Origin of the sequence: Rhodoferax sp., assembly GCF_025354435.1 — a bacterium.
GTDB lineage: Bacteria > Pseudomonadota > Gammaproteobacteria > Burkholderiales > Burkholderiaceae_C > Rhodoferax_B.
Genome location: NZ_JANXMU010000058.1, coordinates 1 through 16845, shown reverse-complemented (window position 1 = coordinate 16845; position 16845 = coordinate 1). Strand labels below are relative to the sequence as shown.

Sequence of the window (16845 nt, the reverse complement as noted above, 5' to 3'; positions counted from 1 at the left end):
CCTACGCTAGCGGCTATTTTTATACCTAAATATGGCGTTAGTGCGCGCCTTGCTCCAGAAAACGTTGGGCATCCAAAGCGGCCATGCAGCCCGTACCGGCGCTGGTGATGGCCTGGCGGTAGATGTGGTCTTGCACGTCACCGGCTGCGAACACGCCGGGCACGCTGGTCATGGTGGCGAAGCCTTGCAGGCCGGTGCGTGTGATGATGTAACCGTCTTTCATCTCCAACTGGCCCGCAAAGATGTCGGTGTTGGGCTTGTGGCCAATGGCGATGAAGCAGCCCTTGAGGTTTATGTCGGTGGTCTCGTCGCTCTTGGTGCTTTTCAGGCGGATACCGGTCACGCCGGAGGTATCGCCCAGCACTTCTTGCAGCGTGTGGAATAGCTTGAGCTCGATCTTGCCCGCCGCCACTTTTTCCATCAGCTTGTCCACCAGAATGGCTTCGGCCTTGAAGGTGTCGCGGCGGTGTACCAGGGTCACCTTGGCGGCGATATTGGACAAATACAGGGCTTCTTCCACCGCCGTATTGCCGCCACCCACCACGCACACGTCTTGCTCGCGGTAGAAGAATCCGTCGCAGGTAGCGCAACCCGACACGCCCCGCCCCATGAAGGCGGTTTCCGATTCCAGGCCCAGGTACTGCGCCGACGCTCCGGTGGCCAGGATCAGCGCATCACAGGTGTAGACGCCACTGTCGCCGGTGAGGGTAAAGGGGCGCTGGCTGAAGTCGACCGTGTGGATGTGGTCGAAGATGATTTCGGTCTTGAAGCGCTCGGCGTGCTCCTGAAAGCGCTGCATCAGTTCGGGGCCTTGCACGCCCATCACATCGGCTGGCCAGTTGTCGACTTCGGTGGTGGTCATCAGCTGGCCGCCCTGGGCGATGCCGGTGATCAGCACCGGGTTCAGGTTGGCGCGGGCGGCGTAGATGGCGGCGGTGTAGCCCGCAGGGCCGGAGCCCAAAACCAGGACCTTGGCGTGTTTATTGTTCGACATGGATAAAAACCTGTAGTGAAAAGGAGAAAGGGGCGTGTACAGTTTGCTACTTGTTACAAAATAACAAGTGCCTCCTATCGGCTGGACCGCGATACTTTTTAGAGATCGCACAGTATCTGCCCAAGCGGTTTTTGCCGCTGGGACAGGTTACTGCGCAAACCATGTTTAGAAATTCTGCCCCAGATTGTAAGAACCCACGGTCTGCAGGGCTCTGACGCCAAAGGAAATGACCATGTCGATGTTGTCCAACATAGAGCTTTTGTTGCGCGTGCCCTTGTTCTCCACCATGACCGCTGAACAAGCCGATGTGGTGGCCAAGGCCGTGACCAAGCAGCGTTTCAAGCGGGCAGAAATCATTGTCGAGCAGGGCCGCAAGTCCAACGCCTTGTTCATTGTGCTCAGCGGCCGGGCCCGTGTGCTGACCACCGACAGCCGGGGCCGCGAGGTCATCCTGGCGACCCTGCAGGTGGGCGATTACGTGGGTGAAATGAGCCTGATCGACAACGAACCCCATTCGGCCACGGTGCAAACCGAGACCCCTACCGACTGCCTGGTGCTGGGCCGTGCCGAGTTCGAGCACTGTCTGGACAGCAACACCGCCATGGCCCGCGCAGTGATGTCCGGTCTGGTCAAGCGCCTGCGCCGCGCCGACCAGAAGATCGAGTCCCTGGCCCTGATGGACGTGTACGGCCGTGTGGCCCACGTGCTGCTGGAGGCCGCTACGCCCAATGCCGATGGCCAAATGGTCATCCGCGACAAGATATCGCGCCAGGACGTGGCCAAAATGGTCGGTGCTTCGCGCGAAATGGTCAGCCGGGTAATGAAAGACTTGGAAGAGCGCGGTTACATCGAAGGCCATGACAACGGTTCCACCCACATCCGCTCGGTGCTGGGTTCGCTGACCTGATCGGCCCCGCGCATGGGGTAAGCTTGGCGCAGACTCTTTCTGCCCATGACTTACTCCCTCAATACCCTCAATTCATCCGGACCGGTGGTATCGCCGATGCGCACCGGCATCAACCGCTTTGCGCGTGAAATTGGCCTGATCCTGGGGCTGCTGGCCCTGGTGTTCTGGTGCATGGCTCTGCTGGGTTTCTCTTTGCAGGATGCCGCCTGGTCCACCTCGGGTCAGGGCGCCGTGGTGCATAACTGGGGCGGCCGCCTGGGTGCGTGGATCGCCGACATGAGCTACTTCTGCCTGGGCTTCTCGGTCTGGTGGTGCCTGGCCGCCGGTGCGCGGGCCTGGCTGGCCGGCTTGGCCGATTGGATGCGTGCCCACGCCCCGAACGATAAACCCCGGCCCAGCGGCCATCTGGCGGGCACGGCCTGGGGTTTCTGGCTTGGGCTGGTTTTGCTGTTGTGCGCCAGCACCGCGTTGGAATGGTCGCGCCTGTACCGGCTGGCACCTTTGCTGCCGGGGCATGTGGGCGGCGTGCTGGGCTATGTGGTGGGGCCATTTGGCGTGAAATGGCTGGGCTTTACGGGGTCCGGCTTGGTGTGGATTGCGCTGGGCGTGATTGGCGTGTCGGCCGTGTTCCGCTTCTCGTGGAGCCATGTGGCCGAACGGTTGGGGGCCTGGGCCTATTCCCTGGTGGAAACACGGCGCGAAAAGCGGGTGGTTGCCGAGGACTTGGCCGTGGGCAAGGTGGCGGCCAAAAAACGCGAAGCTGTGGTGCGCGAAGAGCGGGTGGAAATCGCTGCCCACCACCCCACGCCGGTGATGATAGAGCCCACCCTGGCCGACCCACCCAAGAGCGCCCGTGTCATCAAAGAGCGCCAAAAACCGCTGTTCAGCGAAATGCCCGACTCCAAGTTGCCGCAGGTGGATCTGCTGGACGGCCCGCAACTGCACCAGGAAACCGTGGCCCATGAAACGCTGGAAATGACCAGCCGCATGATCGAAAAGAAGCTGAAAGATTTCGGCGTAGAGGTCAAAGTGGTGCTGGCATCGCCCGGCCCCGTAATTACCCGGTATGAAATTGAGCCTGCCACCGGTGTCAAAGGCTCACAGATTGTCGGTCTAGCCAAGGATTTGGCACGCAGTTTGAGCCTGGTGTCGATCCGGGTGGTGGAAACCATCCCCGGCAAAAACTACATGGCGCTGGAGCTGCCCAACGCCAAGCGCCAGTCCATTACCTTGTCGGAAATTCTGGGTTCGCAGGTCTATCACGAGGCCAAATCGCTGCTGACCATGGGCCTGGGCAAGGACATCATCGGCAACCCAGTGGTGGTGGACTTGGCCAAGATGCCGCACGTGCTGGTGGCTGGTACCACCGGTTCCGGCAAGTCGGTTGGTATTAATGCCATGATTTTGAGCCTGCTGTACAAGGCCGAAGCGCGCGACGTGCGGCTGCTGATGATCGACCCGAAGATGCTGGAAATGTCGGTCTACGAAGGCATTCCGCACCTGCTGGCCCCGGTGGTCACCGACATGCGCCAGGCGGCCCATGGCCTGACCTGGTGCGTGGCCGAGATGGAGCGCCGCTACAAGCTGCTGAGCAAGCTGGGCGTGCGCAACCTGGCGGGCTACAACGCCAAGATCGACGAAGCCAAGGCGCGCGAAGAATTCATTTACAACCCGTTCAGCCTCACGCCTGATAGCCCCGAGCCCTTGAAGCGCGAGCCGCACATTGTGGTGGTGATCGACGAGCTGGCCGACCTGATGATGGTGGTCGGCAAGAAGATCGAAGAGCTGATTGCCCGCCTGGCGCAAAAAGCCCGGGCCGCCGGTATCCACTTGATTCTGGCCACCCAGCGCCCTAGCGTGGACGTGATCACCGGTCTGATCAAGGCCAACATCCCCACCCGCATCTCCTTCAAGGTCAGCAGCAAGATCGACAGCCGCACCATCCTGGACCAGATGGGTGCCGAGGCCCTGCTGGGCCTGGGCGACATGCTCTACATGCCTGGCAGCGGCATGCCGACGCGGGTGCACGGCGCCTTTGTCAGCGACGAAGAGGTCCACCGCGTTGTAAGTTACTTGAAGAGCCAGGGTGAGCCCGACTACATCGAAGGCGTGCTGGAAGGCGGCACGGTCGATGGCGAAGACGGGGAGGGCGGTGAAGGTGGCGACAGCGGCGGTGAAAAAGACCCGATGTACGACATGGCCGTGGAAGTGGTGCTGAAGAACCGCAAGGCCAGTATTTCCTTGGTGCAGCGGCATCTGAAGATCGGCTACAACCGCGCCGCCCGTTTGGTGGAAGACATGGAAAAAGCCGGTTTGGTCAGCGCCATGAGCGGTGCTGGTCAACGCGAAATTTTGGTGCCTGCAAGGGCAGAATGATGAAAAAACTATTTGCTGCGGTATTGATAGCTGCTAGTGCAGGCGCTGCCTGCGCAGACGGCCTGGAAAGCTTGGAAAACTTCGTCAAAACGGTGAAGTCTGGCCGCGCCGATTTCACCCAGGTCGTGACCTCGCCACCCAAGGAGGGGCAGGCGGCGCGCGTCAAAACCTCTACCGGCAGCTTTGAATTCCAGCGGCCCAGCAAATTCAAGTTTCTGTACAAAAAGCCTTTTGAGCAAAGCATCGTGGCCGACGGCCAAACTCTGTGGCTGTACGACGTGGACCTGAACCAGGTCACCGCGCGCAAACAGTCTGCGGTGCTGGGCTCTACCCCCGCTGCGCTGATTGCCGCTGCTCCTGATTTGCGGGCTCTGCAGGCCGATTTCACCCTGCAAGCCGCACCCGACAAGGACGGCCTGCAATGGGTATCGGCCACGCCCAAGGCCAAAGACGGCCAACTGCAAACCGTGCGCGTCGGCTTCAAGGCCGACGGCAAAACCACCGAGCTGGCCGCGCTGGAGATTCTGGACAGCTTTGGCCAGCGCTCGGTGATGACGTTTGCCAAGGTGGAGGTGAACCCGGCACTGGCGGCAGACTCGTTCCAGTTCAAGCCGCCTGCGGGCGCGGATGTTGTTAAGCAATAGCCTTTTTAACTGCTATCGGTTTTAGAAGAGGCAGTGGCGGCTATGAAGTGAATAGCGATGGGCAGCTATGGCGCTGCCAGGATCACTTTCATGACCGCCTTCTGCACCCGCTCGTGGCTGATCTTGACGTTGTCGGCGGCTACCGGGGATTGGATGGCGAACGGCTTTTCGCGGGTGTCGCGTAGCACGTAGATGCCCAGGGGCAGGCCCTGGGCATTGGCGATGCTGACCACCAGCGGGGTGTTGACGGCGGCCCCTTTTTTAACGCTGACGGCTTTTTCGCCATTGGCCAGCATTACGTAGGTACCGGGCGGGTAAAAGCCGATGGCGTTGGTCATGGCCTTGCCGACCCGGGCGTCTTCGTCTGGCACACCCACGATATTGGACTTGGCCGCGCCCAGCGCCGACAGGCCGGGCCGGGTGGAGCGGTGGGCCATTTTGCCAATCAGCACATCGGCCAAGTGCAGGATGCGGCGGCATTCCCGGTTGCGCTCCAGGCCTTTGGTTTCGTCCCGGTCGTGGTGCAGGCGCACGATGTCCAGCAGGTCCTCATTGACGACCCCAAAGCCGCGCAGAATCGCTTCGCTCTGCACCGGGTGGTCCTGGATGCGCTGCTTTTGCTCGGCATCGGGCGGGGTGGGCTGGGTGACCAGGGTGTCCTGTAATTTGGCCATGCTGGTGTTCATGGTCAGGGCGGCTTGCACCAGGATGGGTCGCACACAGTCGTCCAACGCCAGCTTGCGGGCTGTCAGCTCGCACACCACGGCACACAGCAGTGCGTGGGTGGCGCAGTAGCCCAGGGTTTTGTCGGCTAGTGCTTGGAACAGGCTGAACAGGCTTTCATCCGCGTCTTTGTCCAACAGCTCCATGGCGCGCTTTTGTACGCCGTCCAGTCGGCCCAACGGGTTTTTGGCGGTGGCTCCGGTTTGCAGTACGGTGCCCCAGACGGCTTGCACATCGGTCCAGCCGCCGGTGATGTCTTCGCCCACCGTGTAGTCCAGCTCCAGGATGTCTTGCGGCATGGTGGCTTGGGCGATTTCCTGGATGCTGACCCCTTCGCGCAGCAGGCCGTAGATCAACCGGTCGTAGCTGCTGACCCAGGCTTTGTAGTCGGGTTGGGTGGCGCAGGCACCGTGGGCTTCCAGGTGCTCGCGGTGGTGCTCCGACAAAATCGACTGCCCTTTGCGCAGCAGCAGGTTGCCTTTGGTATCCCATACATTGATGGGCAGGGGGCGCAGAATCTCGATGCGGGAAACGGGGACGGGAACGTAAATCATGGTGCGGGGAGGATAAGGGATAGCCATGTGGTTTTTGGGCCCTGCCGCAGGCGCATGGGAGAATCAGACTCCACTTTGTTGAACCCCCATGACCCGTACCGCCTTGTCCACCGATGCCCCTTTGGCCGAGCGCTTGCGCCCCAAAAACCTGGGCGAAGTCATTGGCCAGCAGCACCTGCTGGGTGAGGGCATGGCGTTGCGCATCGCGTTTGAGTCGGGCCAGCCGCACAGCTGCATCCTCTGGGGCCCGCCGGGCACCGGCAAGACCACCATCGCCCGGCTGATGGCCGATGCGTTTGACGCGCGCTTCATCACCATCAGCGCAGTGCTGGGTGGCGTGAAGGACATCCGCGACGCGGTCGAGCAGGCGCTGATCTCCCAGGCCCAGGGCCGCCGCACGATCGTGTTTGTGGACGAGGTGCACCGCTTCAACAAAAGCCAGCAAGACGCGTTTTTGCCGCATGTGGAGAGCGGGCTGTTCACTTTTGTGGGTGCGACCACCGAGAACCCGTCGTTCGAAGTTAATTCGGCCTTGCTGTCGCGCGCGGCGGTGTATGTGCTGCAGCCGCTCACCCCTGTAGATTTAGAACAAATAGTGCTCCATGCTCAGGTGATACATGCAGTACCAGCTATCGAAAAAATAGCAGTTGATCGCCTGGTCGCCTACGCCGATGGGGACGCGCGGCGGCTGCTGAACACGCTGGAGACCCTGGCCGTGGCCGCCACGCAGGAGAAGCAGGCCGAGATTACCGATGCCTGGCTGCTCAAGGTGCTGGGCGAGCGCATGCGCCGCTACGACAAAGGCGGCGAGCAGTTTTACGACACCATCAGCGCGCTGCATAAATCCGTGCGCGGCTCTGACCCGGACGCGGCGCTGTACTGGTTTGTGCGCATGCTCGACGGCGGGGCCGACCCGCGCTACATGGCCCGCCGCCTGGTTCGCATGGCCAGCGAAGACATTGGCCTGGCTGATCCCCGGGCCTTGCGCTTGGCGCTGGATGCCGCCGATGTGTACGAGCGTCTGGGCAGCCCCGAGGGCGAACTGGCGCTGGCCGAGTGCGTGGTCTACCTGGCCGTGGCGGCCAAGTCCAACGCGGTCTACAAGGCCTTCAACGAGGTCAAGGCCTTCATCAAGAAAGACGGCACCCGCCCGGTGCCCATGCACCTGCGCAACGCCCCCACCAAGCTGATGAGAGAGCTGGACTATGGCAAGGGCTACCGCTACGCGCACGACGAGGAGGGCGGTTTTGCCGCAGGCGAGCAGTACCTGCCTGACGGCATGGCGGCGGCCAGCTTCTACCGGCCGGTGGAGCGGGGCCTGGAGATCCGCATCGCAGAAAAGCTGCGCACGCTCAAGCGCCTGAACGCGGCCGAAGGCAAAACGTCCTGACTTTCATGGAGTCGGGTGCAGAGCACTCTGAGCCATTAAAGTTGTGTCACGTTAACAGCAGGCCAGAGTCTGCCGGGCCTGGCAACCCGGTATGCCCGATAAGTTAGGCGCGTTGATGTATTTGCATAATCAGATTTGCTAATACTTTGGCAAACCCGCTAATCCCTGCTGTTTCGAGGGTAAACACGCCCTAAACCCTTTGTTTTGGCCCGTTTCGTGCTGGATACAATTCGCCACAGAACCCGCACCAAGTTGGACACGACTTGCGCGGCAACCGAGAGCCAGGCCTTAGGTCAGCTCTTCGCGTGCTGCACAAGTCTATCGAAGTTGGCGGGTTTTTTGTTAAGTTGCGGGGCCCACAAGGCCGCCAGCCATCCTGGATGGTTGGCACCAGCAGCCTGTGGATGCACAACACACACGGAGAATTATTTATGGATATCTTGCTACAGCAGATCATCAACGGTCTGGTGCTGGGCAGCATGTATGCCTTGGTAGCCCTGGGCTACACGATGGTGTACGGCATCATTAATTTGATCAACTTTGCGCACGGCGAGGTGCTGATGGTCGGCGCGCTGACCAGTTGGACCATCATCGGACTCATGCAAGACTCCATGCCCGGCATCCCCGGCTGGCTGATGCTGCTGATCTCGCTGGTGATTGCCTGCATCGTCTCGGCCACACTCAACTTCGTGATTGAAAAAGTCGCCTACCGGCCGCTGCGCAACAGTCCCAAACTGGCCCCCTTGATCACCGCCATCGGCATGTCTATCCTGCTGCAAACCCTGGCCATGATCATCTGGAAGCCCAACTACAAACCCTATCCCACGCTGTTGCCCGCCACGCCGTACAACATCGGCGGCGCCGTCATCACCCCCACGCAGATCCTGATCCTGGGCCTGACCGCCGTGTCCCTGGCCGTGCTGATGTGGCTGGTCAACTACACCAAGCTGGGTCGCGCCATGCGCGCCACGGCAGAGAACCCCCGCGTTGCCGCTCTGATGGGTGTCAAGCCCGACATGGTGATTTCGGCCACCTTCGTCATCGGCGCAGTGCTGGCCGCCATTGCCGGTGTCATGTACGCATCCAACTACGGCACGGTGCAGCACACCATGGGCTTCCTGCCCGGCCTGAAAGCCTTTACGGCAGCCGTGTTTGGCGGTATTGGCAACCTGGCCGGTGCGGTGGTCGGCGGCATTTTGCTGGGCCTGATCGAATCCATCGGCGCGGGCTACATCGGCGCGCTGACCGGTGGCGTGTTGGGTAGCAACTACTCCGACATCTTTGCCTTCATCGTGCTGATCATCGTGCTCACGCTGCGTCCTTCGGGCCTGCTGGGTGAACGTGTGGCCGACCGGGCCTGATGGGAGCACCACTATGAAACTGAACAAAACAACTTTGATCGTCGGTGCCATTGCGGCACTGATCCTGCCGCTGATCCTGCAAAACTTCGGCAATGCCTGGGTGCGGATTGCCGACATGGCGTTGATCTACGTGATGCTGGCCCTGGGCCTGAACGTGGTGGTCGGTTTTGCCGGTCTGCTCGATCTGGGCTACGTGGCCTTCTTTGCCGTGGGTGCCTACACCTACGGCCTGCTGGCTTCGCCCCAGTTGACCGATTCGTTCCCGGCCATTGCCGCCCTGTTCCCAGAGGGCTTGCACATGCCGCTGTGGATGATTCTGCCGGTCGGGGCGGCCATTGCGGGCTTCTTCGGCATGCTGCTGGGCGCGCCCACGCTCAAGCTGCGCGGTGACTACCTGGCCATCGTGACCCTGGGTTTTGGTGAAATCATCCGGGTGTTTTTGAACAATCTGGACCACCCCATCAATATTACCAACGGCCCCAAAGGCCTGAACCAGATCGACTCGCTGAAGTTCTTCGGTATCGACCTGGGCAAGTCTTTGCACATCGGCAGCTACGAGATTCCCTCGGTCAGCCTGTACTACTACCTGTTCCTGGTGCTGGTGGTGATCAGCGTGGTGATTTGCCACCGCATGGAACTGTCGCGCGTGGGCCGCGCCTGGATGGCCATCCGTGAAGACGAAATCGCCGCCAAGGCCATGGGCATCAACACCCGCAACATGAAGCTGCTGGCCTTCGGCACCGGTGCCACGTTTGGCGGTGTGTCTGGCACGCTGTTCGCTGCGTTCCAGGGCTTTGTGTCGCCAGAATCCTTCAGCCTGATGGAGTCGGTGATGATCGTTGCCATGGTGGTGCTGGGCGGTATTGGCCACTTGCCTGGCGTGATTTTGGGTGCTGTGCTGCTGTCGGCTCTGCCCGAAGTGCTGCGCTACCTGGCGGGCCCACTGCAGGCCATGACCGGCGGACGGCTGGACTCGGCCATCCTGCGCCAGTTGCTGATTGCCCTGGCCATGATCGCCATCATGCTGTCGCGTCCGCGGGGTCTGTGGCCCTCGCCCGACCACGGCAAATCGCTCAAGGCCAAGTAAGGAACACCCATGACAGACAGCAAAAAATCCGAAGTGATCCTGCAAGTTGCGGGCATTTCCAAGCGTTTCGGCGGCCTGCAAGCACTCAGCGACGTGGGTATCACCATCCAGCGCGGCCAGGTCTACGGCCTGATCGGCCCCAACGGTGCCGGTAAAACCACGTTCTTTAACGTGATCACCGGCCTGTACACCCCTGACAGCGGCACCTTCCAGCTGGCAGGTAAGCCGTATTCGCCCACCGCGGTCCACGAAGTGGCCAAGGCTGGCATTGCGCGCACCTTCCAGAATATCCGCTTGTTCGCCGAAATGACCGCGCTAGAGAACGTCATGGTGGGCCGCCACATCCGCACCCACACTGGGCTGCTGGGCGCGATCTTCCGTACCAAGGGCTTCAAAACCGAAGAGCTGGCGATTGCCAAGCGCGCCCAGGAGCTGCTGGAATACGTCGGCATCGGCCAACTGGCCGACTACAAGGCCCGCACTCTGAGCTACGGTGACCAGCGCCGTCTGGAAATCGCCCGCGCCCTGGCCACCGATCCGCAATTGATCGCGCTGGACGAGCCCGCTGCCGGTATGAACATGACCGAAAAAGTCATGCTGCGCGAGCTGATCAACAAGATCCGCAACGACAACCGCACCATTTTGCTCATCGAGCACGATGTGAAGCTGATGATGGGCCTGTGCGACCGCCTGACCGTCCTCGACTACGGCAAGCAAATTGCCGAAGGCACCCCTGCCGAAGTGCAGAAAAATGAAAAAGTGATCGAGGCCTACCTAGGCACGGGAGGACATTGAGATGGCAACAACCCCTATGAAACAACCCGGCGAAGTGCTGCTTAAAGTCAGCGGCCTGAAGGTCTCTTACGGCGGCATCCAGGCCGTCAAGGGCGTGGACTTTGAAGTCCGCGAAGGTGAACTGGTCAGCCTGATCGGCTCCAACGGTGCGGGCAAAACCACCACCATGAAGGCCATCACCGGCACGCTGCCATTTGTCGGTGGCGACATCCAGTACCTGGGCAAGAGCATCAAAGGCAAGGGCGCGTGGGATCTGGTCAAGGACGGCCTGGCCATGGTGCCCGAAGGCCGTGGCGTGTTCACTCGCATGACCATCACCGAAAACCTGCAAATGGGCGCGTACATCCGCGACGACAAGGCGGGCATTTTGGAAGACATCGAAAAGATGTTCACCATCTTCCCGCGCCTGCGCGAACGCAAGGACCAGTTGGCCGGCACCATGTCGGGCGGCGAACAGCAGATGCTGGCCATGGGCCGTGCGCTGATGAGCCGCCCCAAGGTGCTGCTGCTCGACGAGCCCTCCATGGGCCTGTCGCCCATCATGGTCGATAAGATCTTTGAAGTGGTCAAAGACGTGTACGCCCAGGGCGTGACCGTGCTGCTCGTGGAGCAAAACGCCAGCCGCGCACTCGGCATTGCCGACCGCGGTTACGTGATGGAATCGGGCATCGTCACCATGAGCGGTGATGCCAAGCAAATGCTGAAGGATCCGAAAGTGCGCGCCGCGTACCTCGGCGAGTAAGCCTCAAGACACCTTCTCCTGCGGCGCGGGAGAAGGTGTTGGATTTATAGAAAATCAGCCTCCGCCGCACATTCCACCTACACTAGGTGCTATGGATACTGTAGTACTTTCCGCCGTCGATACGCCCGGCACTTTCCGCTTCCTCCACGCCGCCGACCTGCACATCGACAGCCCACTGCGCGGCCTGAGCCGCTATGCCGGTGCGCCGGTGGAACGCCTGCGCAACGCCACCCGCCGGGCGCTGGAAAACCTGGTCGATCTGGCCCTGGCCGAGAAGGTGCACTTCGTCTTGCTGGCGGGCGATTTGTACGACCGCGACTGGCCCGACTTTCATACCGGCCTGTTCTTCCGCGCCCAAATGGTGCGCCTGGGCCGTGCCCACATCGCCGTCTACTTCGTCCAGGGCAACCACGACGCGCAGGGCACCATCACCCGCGAGCTGGTGCTGCCCGACAACGTCAAAAAGTTCTCCAGCCGCAGCGCCGAGACCGTGCACCTGCCCGCACTGGGCGTGGCCATCCACGGCCAGAGCTTCCCCCAGCGCGAGGTGCCCGAAGACCTGGTGCCGCACTACCCGGACGCACTGTCCGGCCAGTTCAACATCGGCCTGCTGCACACCAGCCTCACCGGTGCCAACGGCCACGACACCTACGCGCCCACCGACATTCCCACGCTCAAAACCAAGGGCTACGACTACTGGGCGCTGGGCCATGTGCACACCCGCGCGGTGCTGTGCGAATCGCCCCGCGTGGTCTTCCCCGGCAACCTGCAGGGCCGCCACGCTAATGAAACCGGGGCCAAGGGCTGCGAACTCGTTACCGTGACCAACGGGCAGATGGACACCTGCTTCGTGTCGCTCGACGTGGTGCGCTGGCACCAGCTCAGCGCGCCGCTGGACGGCGTGGACAACCTGGCCCAGGCCAGCCAGGCCATCACTGCGGCGTTGGAACAAGCCACACTGGGCGCGGGCGATCGCCTGCACGCTCTGCGCATCCACCTCACCGGCCGTACCGCCCTGCATACCACCGAGGCCGAGCAGCCCGGCACCTTGGAGGCCGCCGTGCACGCCGCCGCGCAAGACGTGGCCGGGGCCGAGTTGTGGATCGAGCAGGTGCAGTTACAGCTCAGCTCCCCCGTCAACCGCGCCGCCCTGGCCCAGGGCGAAGATGCTGTGGCCGAGCTGCTGCGCCTGGTGGACGAGCTGGCTGCCGACCCCGTAGCGCTGGCCGCCTGGGCCGCCAAAGCCTGTGGCGACGTGCTGCACAAACTGCCCGCAGAAGCCAAGGGCGACGGAAATTGGGCCGACCCCGATAGCCTGAAAGCCCTGTTAATGGATGCTGAATCCACTTTGTTAGCGCGCTTGGGGAGTGCTGCATGAAGTTGCAAAAACTCTATCTGTCGGCTTTCGGCCCGTTCACCGACAAGCTGCTGGACTTCACTGCCAGCCCGGCCCGCATCCATCTGGTCTTCGGCCCCAACGAAGCCGGCAAATCCTCCGCCTTGCGCGCCATGGCCGATCTGCGTTTTGGCATCCCGGCGCGCAGTGCCGACAACTTTGTGCACGACAGCCCCAAGCTGCTGCTCACGGCGGTGTTGGAAGACGCCAGCGGCCAGCCGGTCGCCGTAGCCCGCCGCAAAAAAACCAAAGACCCGCTGACCCAAGCCGACCCCGCCACCGGCTTGCCGCTGGCCACCCCGGTCAGCGCCGCCGTCGCCCAGGCCCTCACCGGTGGCATGGACCGCACCGCCTTCGAGCGCAGCTTTGGCCTGGACCACGCCCGCCTGCGCAAAGGTGGTGAAGAGCTGCTCAAAGGCGAGGGCGAACTCGGTGCCGCCCTGTTCGAAGCCAGCGCCGGTCTGCAAGGCATCAAGGCTCTGTTGGCCAGCCTGCAGGATGATGCCCGCAAATTCCTGCTGCCCAGCGCCCAGGCCGTCATCCCCGAATCCAAGCGCCTGATCGAAGAGTACAAATCCCTGTCCAAAGCCGCACTGACCCGCCCCGCAGAATGGAAAGACCGCCAGCGCGCCGTAGACACCGCCACCGACTACCTCACGGCCCTGCAAGACCAGTTGAAGGTCCAGCGCAAGCGCATCCACACCCTGACCGAATTACGCGCAGTGCTACCCTTATTGCAGCAGCTAGCGCAGGTGGAATATGCGCTAGAGGCACAAAACACTATAAATTTACTGCCCATTGATGCGCGCGAACACCGCCTAGCCGCCCAACACAACCTGCTCACCGCCACCGAGCAGCGGGAGGCCGCCCTGGCCGAGCAAACCGCCTGCGCCCAGGCCCAGCAGGCGCTGGTGCTGGAGCCCATGCTGGTCGCCCACGCCCCGGCTATCGAACGCGTGGTGCAGACCCGCGCACTGGCCCGCCAACAGCGCGGCGAGCAGCTGCAGTTGCAGACCCAGGCCGGGCAGGGCGCCGCCGCGCTGGCCGAGATGGCCCGGCGCATCCACCCCGGTGCGGACCTGGACGCTGTGCTGGCCGCCGTGCCCGGCCCGGCCGACCGTGTGGCGCTGGACGAACTGCTGGACAGCGTGGCCCGCCACACCCAGGCGCTGGCCCAGCAGCAGGATCGCTTGGCGCAGTTGGATGCGCAGTTGGCCCAGACCCCGGAAGACCGCAGCCCGGTGCCCCCGGTATTACTGGCCGCTGTCGAATCCGCCTTGCAACAGGCCCTGGCCCTGGGCGACACGCCCCAGCGCCAGACCGAGGCCCAGCGCGAGATCGATGCCCTGGACCAGCGCATCCAGCGCGCCTTAGCCGACCTGCGCCTGCCCAGCACGGTAGCGCTGCAAGCCACTCGCCCGCTGTTGCTGGCCGACATAACCCAGGCCGAAAAATCCCAGGCGGATGGGGCTCTGCAGTTGGAGGCGCTGCGCAAGGAAGATGCCGACCTGCAGCGCGAGCTCAACACCCAGCAGCGCCGCCAGCAGCAGCTTGCCGCCGTGGGCGAAATCGTCACCGCCCAGAGCCTGCAAGCCGCCCGCCAACAGCGCGATGCGCGTTGGCAAGAGGTGAAAACAGCTTATGGACACGACGCAGCTTCGCCCGCCACCCTGGCCGCCTTTGAGCCCACCCAAACCGAGGCCGACCGCCAGGCCGACCTGCTGCGCGAAGGCGCAGAGCGCGCCGCCCAGGCGGCAGAATGCGCGCTGCGCATCGCCGAGGCCGGCACCCGCCGCCACGCCATCGCCCATCAGTTAGCCGATGGGGCTACACAAGCGGCCCAGCAACAACGCGATTGGCTCCAGACCCTGGCCGATGCGAACCTGCCCCCGCACCCACCCGCCGCCTTGCGCGAATGGCAGGCCCAGCGCGCCGCCGCGGTCGAGCTGTGCGAGCGCCAGCACCAGCTGCAGCGCGAGCAGGCCGATGCCGCCCAGGCCGTCCACACCCGCACCGAGGCACTCGCCCAGGCCCTGCAAGCCGCCGGATGTACAGCCGCAGGGGCAGGTTTGGTCAGCCAGGCTAGCGCGTGGCTGCGCGCCGCCCAGGATGCCGCTGCCCACGCCCGCGCCGAGACCCACCTGCGCGAAACCCTGCGGGCCGAGCACGCCACGGTCCAACGCCGCATCGCCGAGCACCAGGCCACCCTGGCCGCCGCCTTGGCAGCTCAAACCGCCTGGACCCGCCGCCTGTTTTTACCTGCCGCCAGTAGCTCCGCTGCCACCAAGGCCCGCCTTGCCGAGTTGGCCGCGCTGGAGTCCACCCACGCCGCCCAGACCCGCCGCACCGAGGCCATCGCCCAGCACCAGGCCCGCGCCGACGACGTGCAGGCCCAGGCCATGGCGCTTGCTGCGCTACTGGGCGAGCCTGCAGTGGCGCAGATTGACGACTTTGCCGACCGCCTCAGCACCCGTCTGGCCCACGCCCAAGCCCACGCCCTGCAAGCCAGCGAACTGGCTCGCCGCCTGGCCTCCGCCCAGCAGCAGTACACGGCGGCCCAGCAGCGCACCACGGCCAGCCAGGCCAGTCTGCAAGCCTTGTGCACCGCGGCAGGCGTGGACAGCCCGGCAGTATTGCCCGAAGCCGAAGACCGCTCCGCCGCCCAGCGTACCCTGCAAGACAAACAGCGCGATCTCGACGCGCAACTGCGCCAGGCCACCGCCCGCCCGTTGGCCGAACTCCACGCCGAACTGGCCGGGCGCGACGCGGTAGACCTTGACACCGAGCGCGCCGTGCTGGACACCCAGGTCACGCAGTTGGAGGTCGACATCGCCACCGCCAGCGCCACCGTCCACACCGCCCGCCAGGCGCTGGAGGCCATCGACACCTCGGCCGCCGCGGCCGAAGCCCGCGAGCAGATGGAATCCGCCGTCGCCCGCCTGCGCGCCGCTGTGCCGCCCTGGATGCAACTGCGCCTGGCCGACAGCCTGCTGCAAGAGGCCTTGAAGCGCTTTCGCGAACGCGCCCAGGCTCCGATGGTGCGGCTGGCCTCCGAATACTTTGGTTTGATTACCGGGGGGCGCTACCCCAAGCTGGTGGTAGACACCTCGGCCGAGCGCCCGGTGTTGCAGGCCGAAGGCCTGGATGGCCGCCTGATCGGCATAGAGGCCATGAGCGAAGGCACGGCCGACCAGCTTTATCTGGCCCTGCGCCTGGCCGCGCTGGAATTGCAACGCAGCAATGGCGCAGACATGCCCCTGGTGCTGGACGACGTGCTCATGACCAGCGACGACACCCGCGCCACCCACATCTTCCAGGCCCTGGCCCGCTTCGCCGAAGGCGGACAGGTCCTGCTGTTTACCCACCACCAGCACTTGGTGCAGGTGGGGCAGGCGGCGCTGCCAAGCGGGGCGTTGGCGGTGCATTATTTATAGAAAAAAGGCCGTTTGCGTAGGTTTTGTATACGCTGGTAGCTACCAAAAAAATAGCGAGTGAGGTTGCCTTCAGTCGCTATCGTTGAACCGAGGAAATGGCCCCGGTGGGTTGTCGATTTACGCCAGCTCGCCCATCTGGCTTTGCAGGTAGTTTTGCAGACCAACCCGGTCAATCAGGTCGATCTGGGTTTCGAGGAAGTCTATGTGTTCTTCAGTGTCGTCCAGAATGCCCTGCAGCAGGTCGCGCGAGACATAGTCGCGGACGCTTTCGCAGTGCGCCATGCCGTCCTTGATCGTGGCCTGTGCGCCCATCTCGGCCTTCAGGTCGCAGCCCAAAGCCTCGGGTACGTTTTCACCAATCATCAACTTGCCCAAGTCCTGCAGGTTGGGCAGGCCGTCGAGCATGAAGATGCGGTCCATGAGCTTGTCTGCGTGCTTCATC

General features: G+C 63.1%; 13 protein-coding genes. 10 read left to right on the top strand and 3 right to left on the bottom strand.

Annotated features, from left to right (window positions below):
• Positions 1 to 37: 37 nt before the first annotated feature.
• Entirely contained in the window at positions 38 to 994 is a 957-nt protein-coding gene (trxB, locus tag Q0T48_RS14975; protein ID WP_295957576.1) for a thioredoxin-disulfide reductase, read from the bottom strand.
• A gap of 232 nt (positions 995 to 1226) precedes the next feature.
• On the opposite strand from trxB, the gene Q0T48_RS14970 reads away from it, so the two are divergent.
• The 3 genes from Q0T48_RS14970 to lolA are packed head-to-tail and all read left to right on the top strand — an operon-like array spanning position 1227 to position 4921.
• The gene (locus Q0T48_RS14970; RefSeq protein ID WP_295957575.1) at positions 1227 to 1901 is read left to right on the top strand and encodes a Crp/Fnr family transcriptional regulator; all 675 of its coding nucleotides are present in this window, start codon (positions 1227 to 1229) and stop codon (positions 1899 to 1901) included.
• Between the two features lie 45 nt (positions 1902 to 1946).
• Positions 1947 to 4277, top strand: a complete 2331-nt coding sequence (locus Q0T48_RS14965; protein ID WP_295957573.1) for a DNA translocase FtsK — start codon at positions 1947 to 1949, stop codon at positions 4275 to 4277.
• Positions 4277 to 4921 carry an outer membrane lipoprotein chaperone LolA gene (gene lolA / locus Q0T48_RS14960; RefSeq protein WP_295957572.1) on the top strand — a complete coding sequence of 215 codons (645 nt, stop codon included), beginning with the start codon at positions 4277 to 4279 and terminating at the stop codon, positions 4919 to 4921. Before Q0T48_RS14965 ends, lolA begins: the two co-directional genes overlap by 1 nt.
• A 65-nt stretch (positions 4922 to 4986) precedes the next feature.
• Here the strand turns inward: lolA and Q0T48_RS14955 are convergent, their stop codons facing one another.
• Positions 4987 to 6198, bottom strand: coding sequence for a hypothetical protein (locus tag Q0T48_RS14955; RefSeq protein WP_295957571.1), 1212 nt, complete (start codon positions 6196 to 6198; stop codon positions 4987 to 4989).
• 88 nt (positions 6199 to 6286) lie between these two features.
• On the opposite strand from Q0T48_RS14955, the gene Q0T48_RS14950 reads away from it, so the two are divergent.
• From Q0T48_RS14950 to Q0T48_RS14920, 7 genes are all read left to right on the top strand, one after another.
• Positions 6287 to 7588, top strand: coding sequence for a replication-associated recombination protein A (locus Q0T48_RS14950; RefSeq protein WP_295957568.1), 1302 nt, complete (start codon positions 6287 to 6289; stop codon positions 7586 to 7588).
• Positions 7589 to 8019: 431 nt separating this feature from the next.
• Complete coding sequence (locus tag Q0T48_RS14945) at positions 8020 to 8949, top strand: branched-chain amino acid ABC transporter permease (protein ID WP_295957566.1); 930 nt, start codon at positions 8020 to 8022, stop codon at positions 8947 to 8949.
• 13 nt (positions 8950 to 8962) lie between these two features.
• Positions 8963 to 10036 carry an ABC transporter ATP-binding protein gene (locus Q0T48_RS14940; RefSeq protein WP_295957565.1) on the top strand — a complete coding sequence of 358 codons (1074 nt, stop codon included), beginning with the start codon at positions 8963 to 8965 and terminating at the stop codon, positions 10034 to 10036.
• Between the two features lie 9 nt (positions 10037 to 10045).
• A complete protein-coding gene (locus tag Q0T48_RS14935) occupies positions 10046 to 10831 on the top strand; it encodes an ABC transporter ATP-binding protein (RefSeq protein WP_295957563.1) in 786 nt (261 codons plus the stop codon).
• 1 nt (position 10832) lies between these two features.
• On the top strand, positions 10833 to 11573 hold the full coding sequence (locus Q0T48_RS14930) for an ABC transporter ATP-binding protein (protein ID WP_295957561.1): 741 nt from the start codon (positions 10833 to 10835) through the stop codon (positions 11571 to 11573).
• Between the two features lie 91 nt (positions 11574 to 11664).
• Entirely contained in the window at positions 11665 to 12951 is a 1287-nt protein-coding gene (locus Q0T48_RS14925) for a DNA repair exonuclease (protein ID WP_295957559.1), read from the top strand.
• Positions 12948 to 16403: a YhaN family protein gene (locus Q0T48_RS14920; protein ID WP_295957557.1), complete on the top strand. Its 3456-nt coding sequence runs from the start codon at positions 12948 to 12950 to the stop codon at positions 16401 to 16403. The genes Q0T48_RS14925 and Q0T48_RS14920 overlap by 4 nt, the downstream gene beginning before the upstream one ends.
• A gap of 117 nt (positions 16404 to 16520) precedes the next feature.
• On the opposite strand, the gene bfr is transcribed toward Q0T48_RS14920, so the two are convergent.
• A partial coding sequence (bfr, locus tag Q0T48_RS14915; RefSeq protein WP_295957555.1) for a bacterioferritin occupies positions 16521 to 16845 on the bottom strand: 325 nt, incomplete at its 5' end.

What these genes read in the sequence shown, in the direction of transcription:
- Q0T48_RS14945 (WP_295957566.1), top strand. Translation starts at nt 8,020, where the DNA reads ATGGATATCTTGCTACAGCAGATCATCAACGGTCTGGTGCTGGGCAGC.
- Q0T48_RS14950 (WP_295957568.1), top strand. Translation starts at nt 6,287, where the DNA reads ATGACCCGTACCGCCTTGTCCACCGATGCCCCTTTGGCCGAGCGCTTG.
- Q0T48_RS14970 (WP_295957575.1), top strand. Translation starts at nt 1,227, where the DNA reads ATGTCGATGTTGTCCAACATAGAGCTTTTGTTGCGCGTGCCCTTGTTC.
- trxB (WP_295957576.1), bottom strand. Translation starts at nt 994, where the DNA reads ATGTCGAACAATAAACACGCCAAGGTCCTGGTTTTGGGCTCCGGCCCT.
- Q0T48_RS14925 (WP_295957559.1), top strand. Translation starts at nt 11,665, where the DNA reads ATGGATACTGTAGTACTTTCCGCCGTCGATACGCCCGGCACTTTCCGC.
- lolA (WP_295957572.1), top strand. Translation starts at nt 4,277, where the DNA reads ATGAAAAAACTATTTGCTGCGGTATTGATAGCTGCTAGTGCAGGCGCT.
- Q0T48_RS14930 (WP_295957561.1), top strand. Translation starts at nt 10,833, where the DNA reads ATGGCAACAACCCCTATGAAACAACCCGGCGAAGTGCTGCTTAAAGTC.
- Q0T48_RS14935 (WP_295957563.1), top strand. Translation starts at nt 10,046, where the DNA reads ATGACAGACAGCAAAAAATCCGAAGTGATCCTGCAAGTTGCGGGCATT.
- Q0T48_RS14920 (WP_295957557.1), top strand. Translation starts at nt 12,948, where the DNA reads ATGAAGTTGCAAAAACTCTATCTGTCGGCTTTCGGCCCGTTCACCGAC.
- Q0T48_RS14965 (WP_295957573.1), top strand. Translation starts at nt 1,947, where the DNA reads ATGACTTACTCCCTCAATACCCTCAATTCATCCGGACCGGTGGTATCG.
- Q0T48_RS14955 (WP_295957571.1), bottom strand. Translation starts at nt 6,198, where the DNA reads ATGATTTACGTTCCCGTCCCCGTTTCCCGCATCGAGATTCTGCGCCCC.
- Q0T48_RS14940 (WP_295957565.1), top strand. Translation starts at nt 8,963, where the DNA reads ATGAAACTGAACAAAACAACTTTGATCGTCGGTGCCATTGCGGCACTG.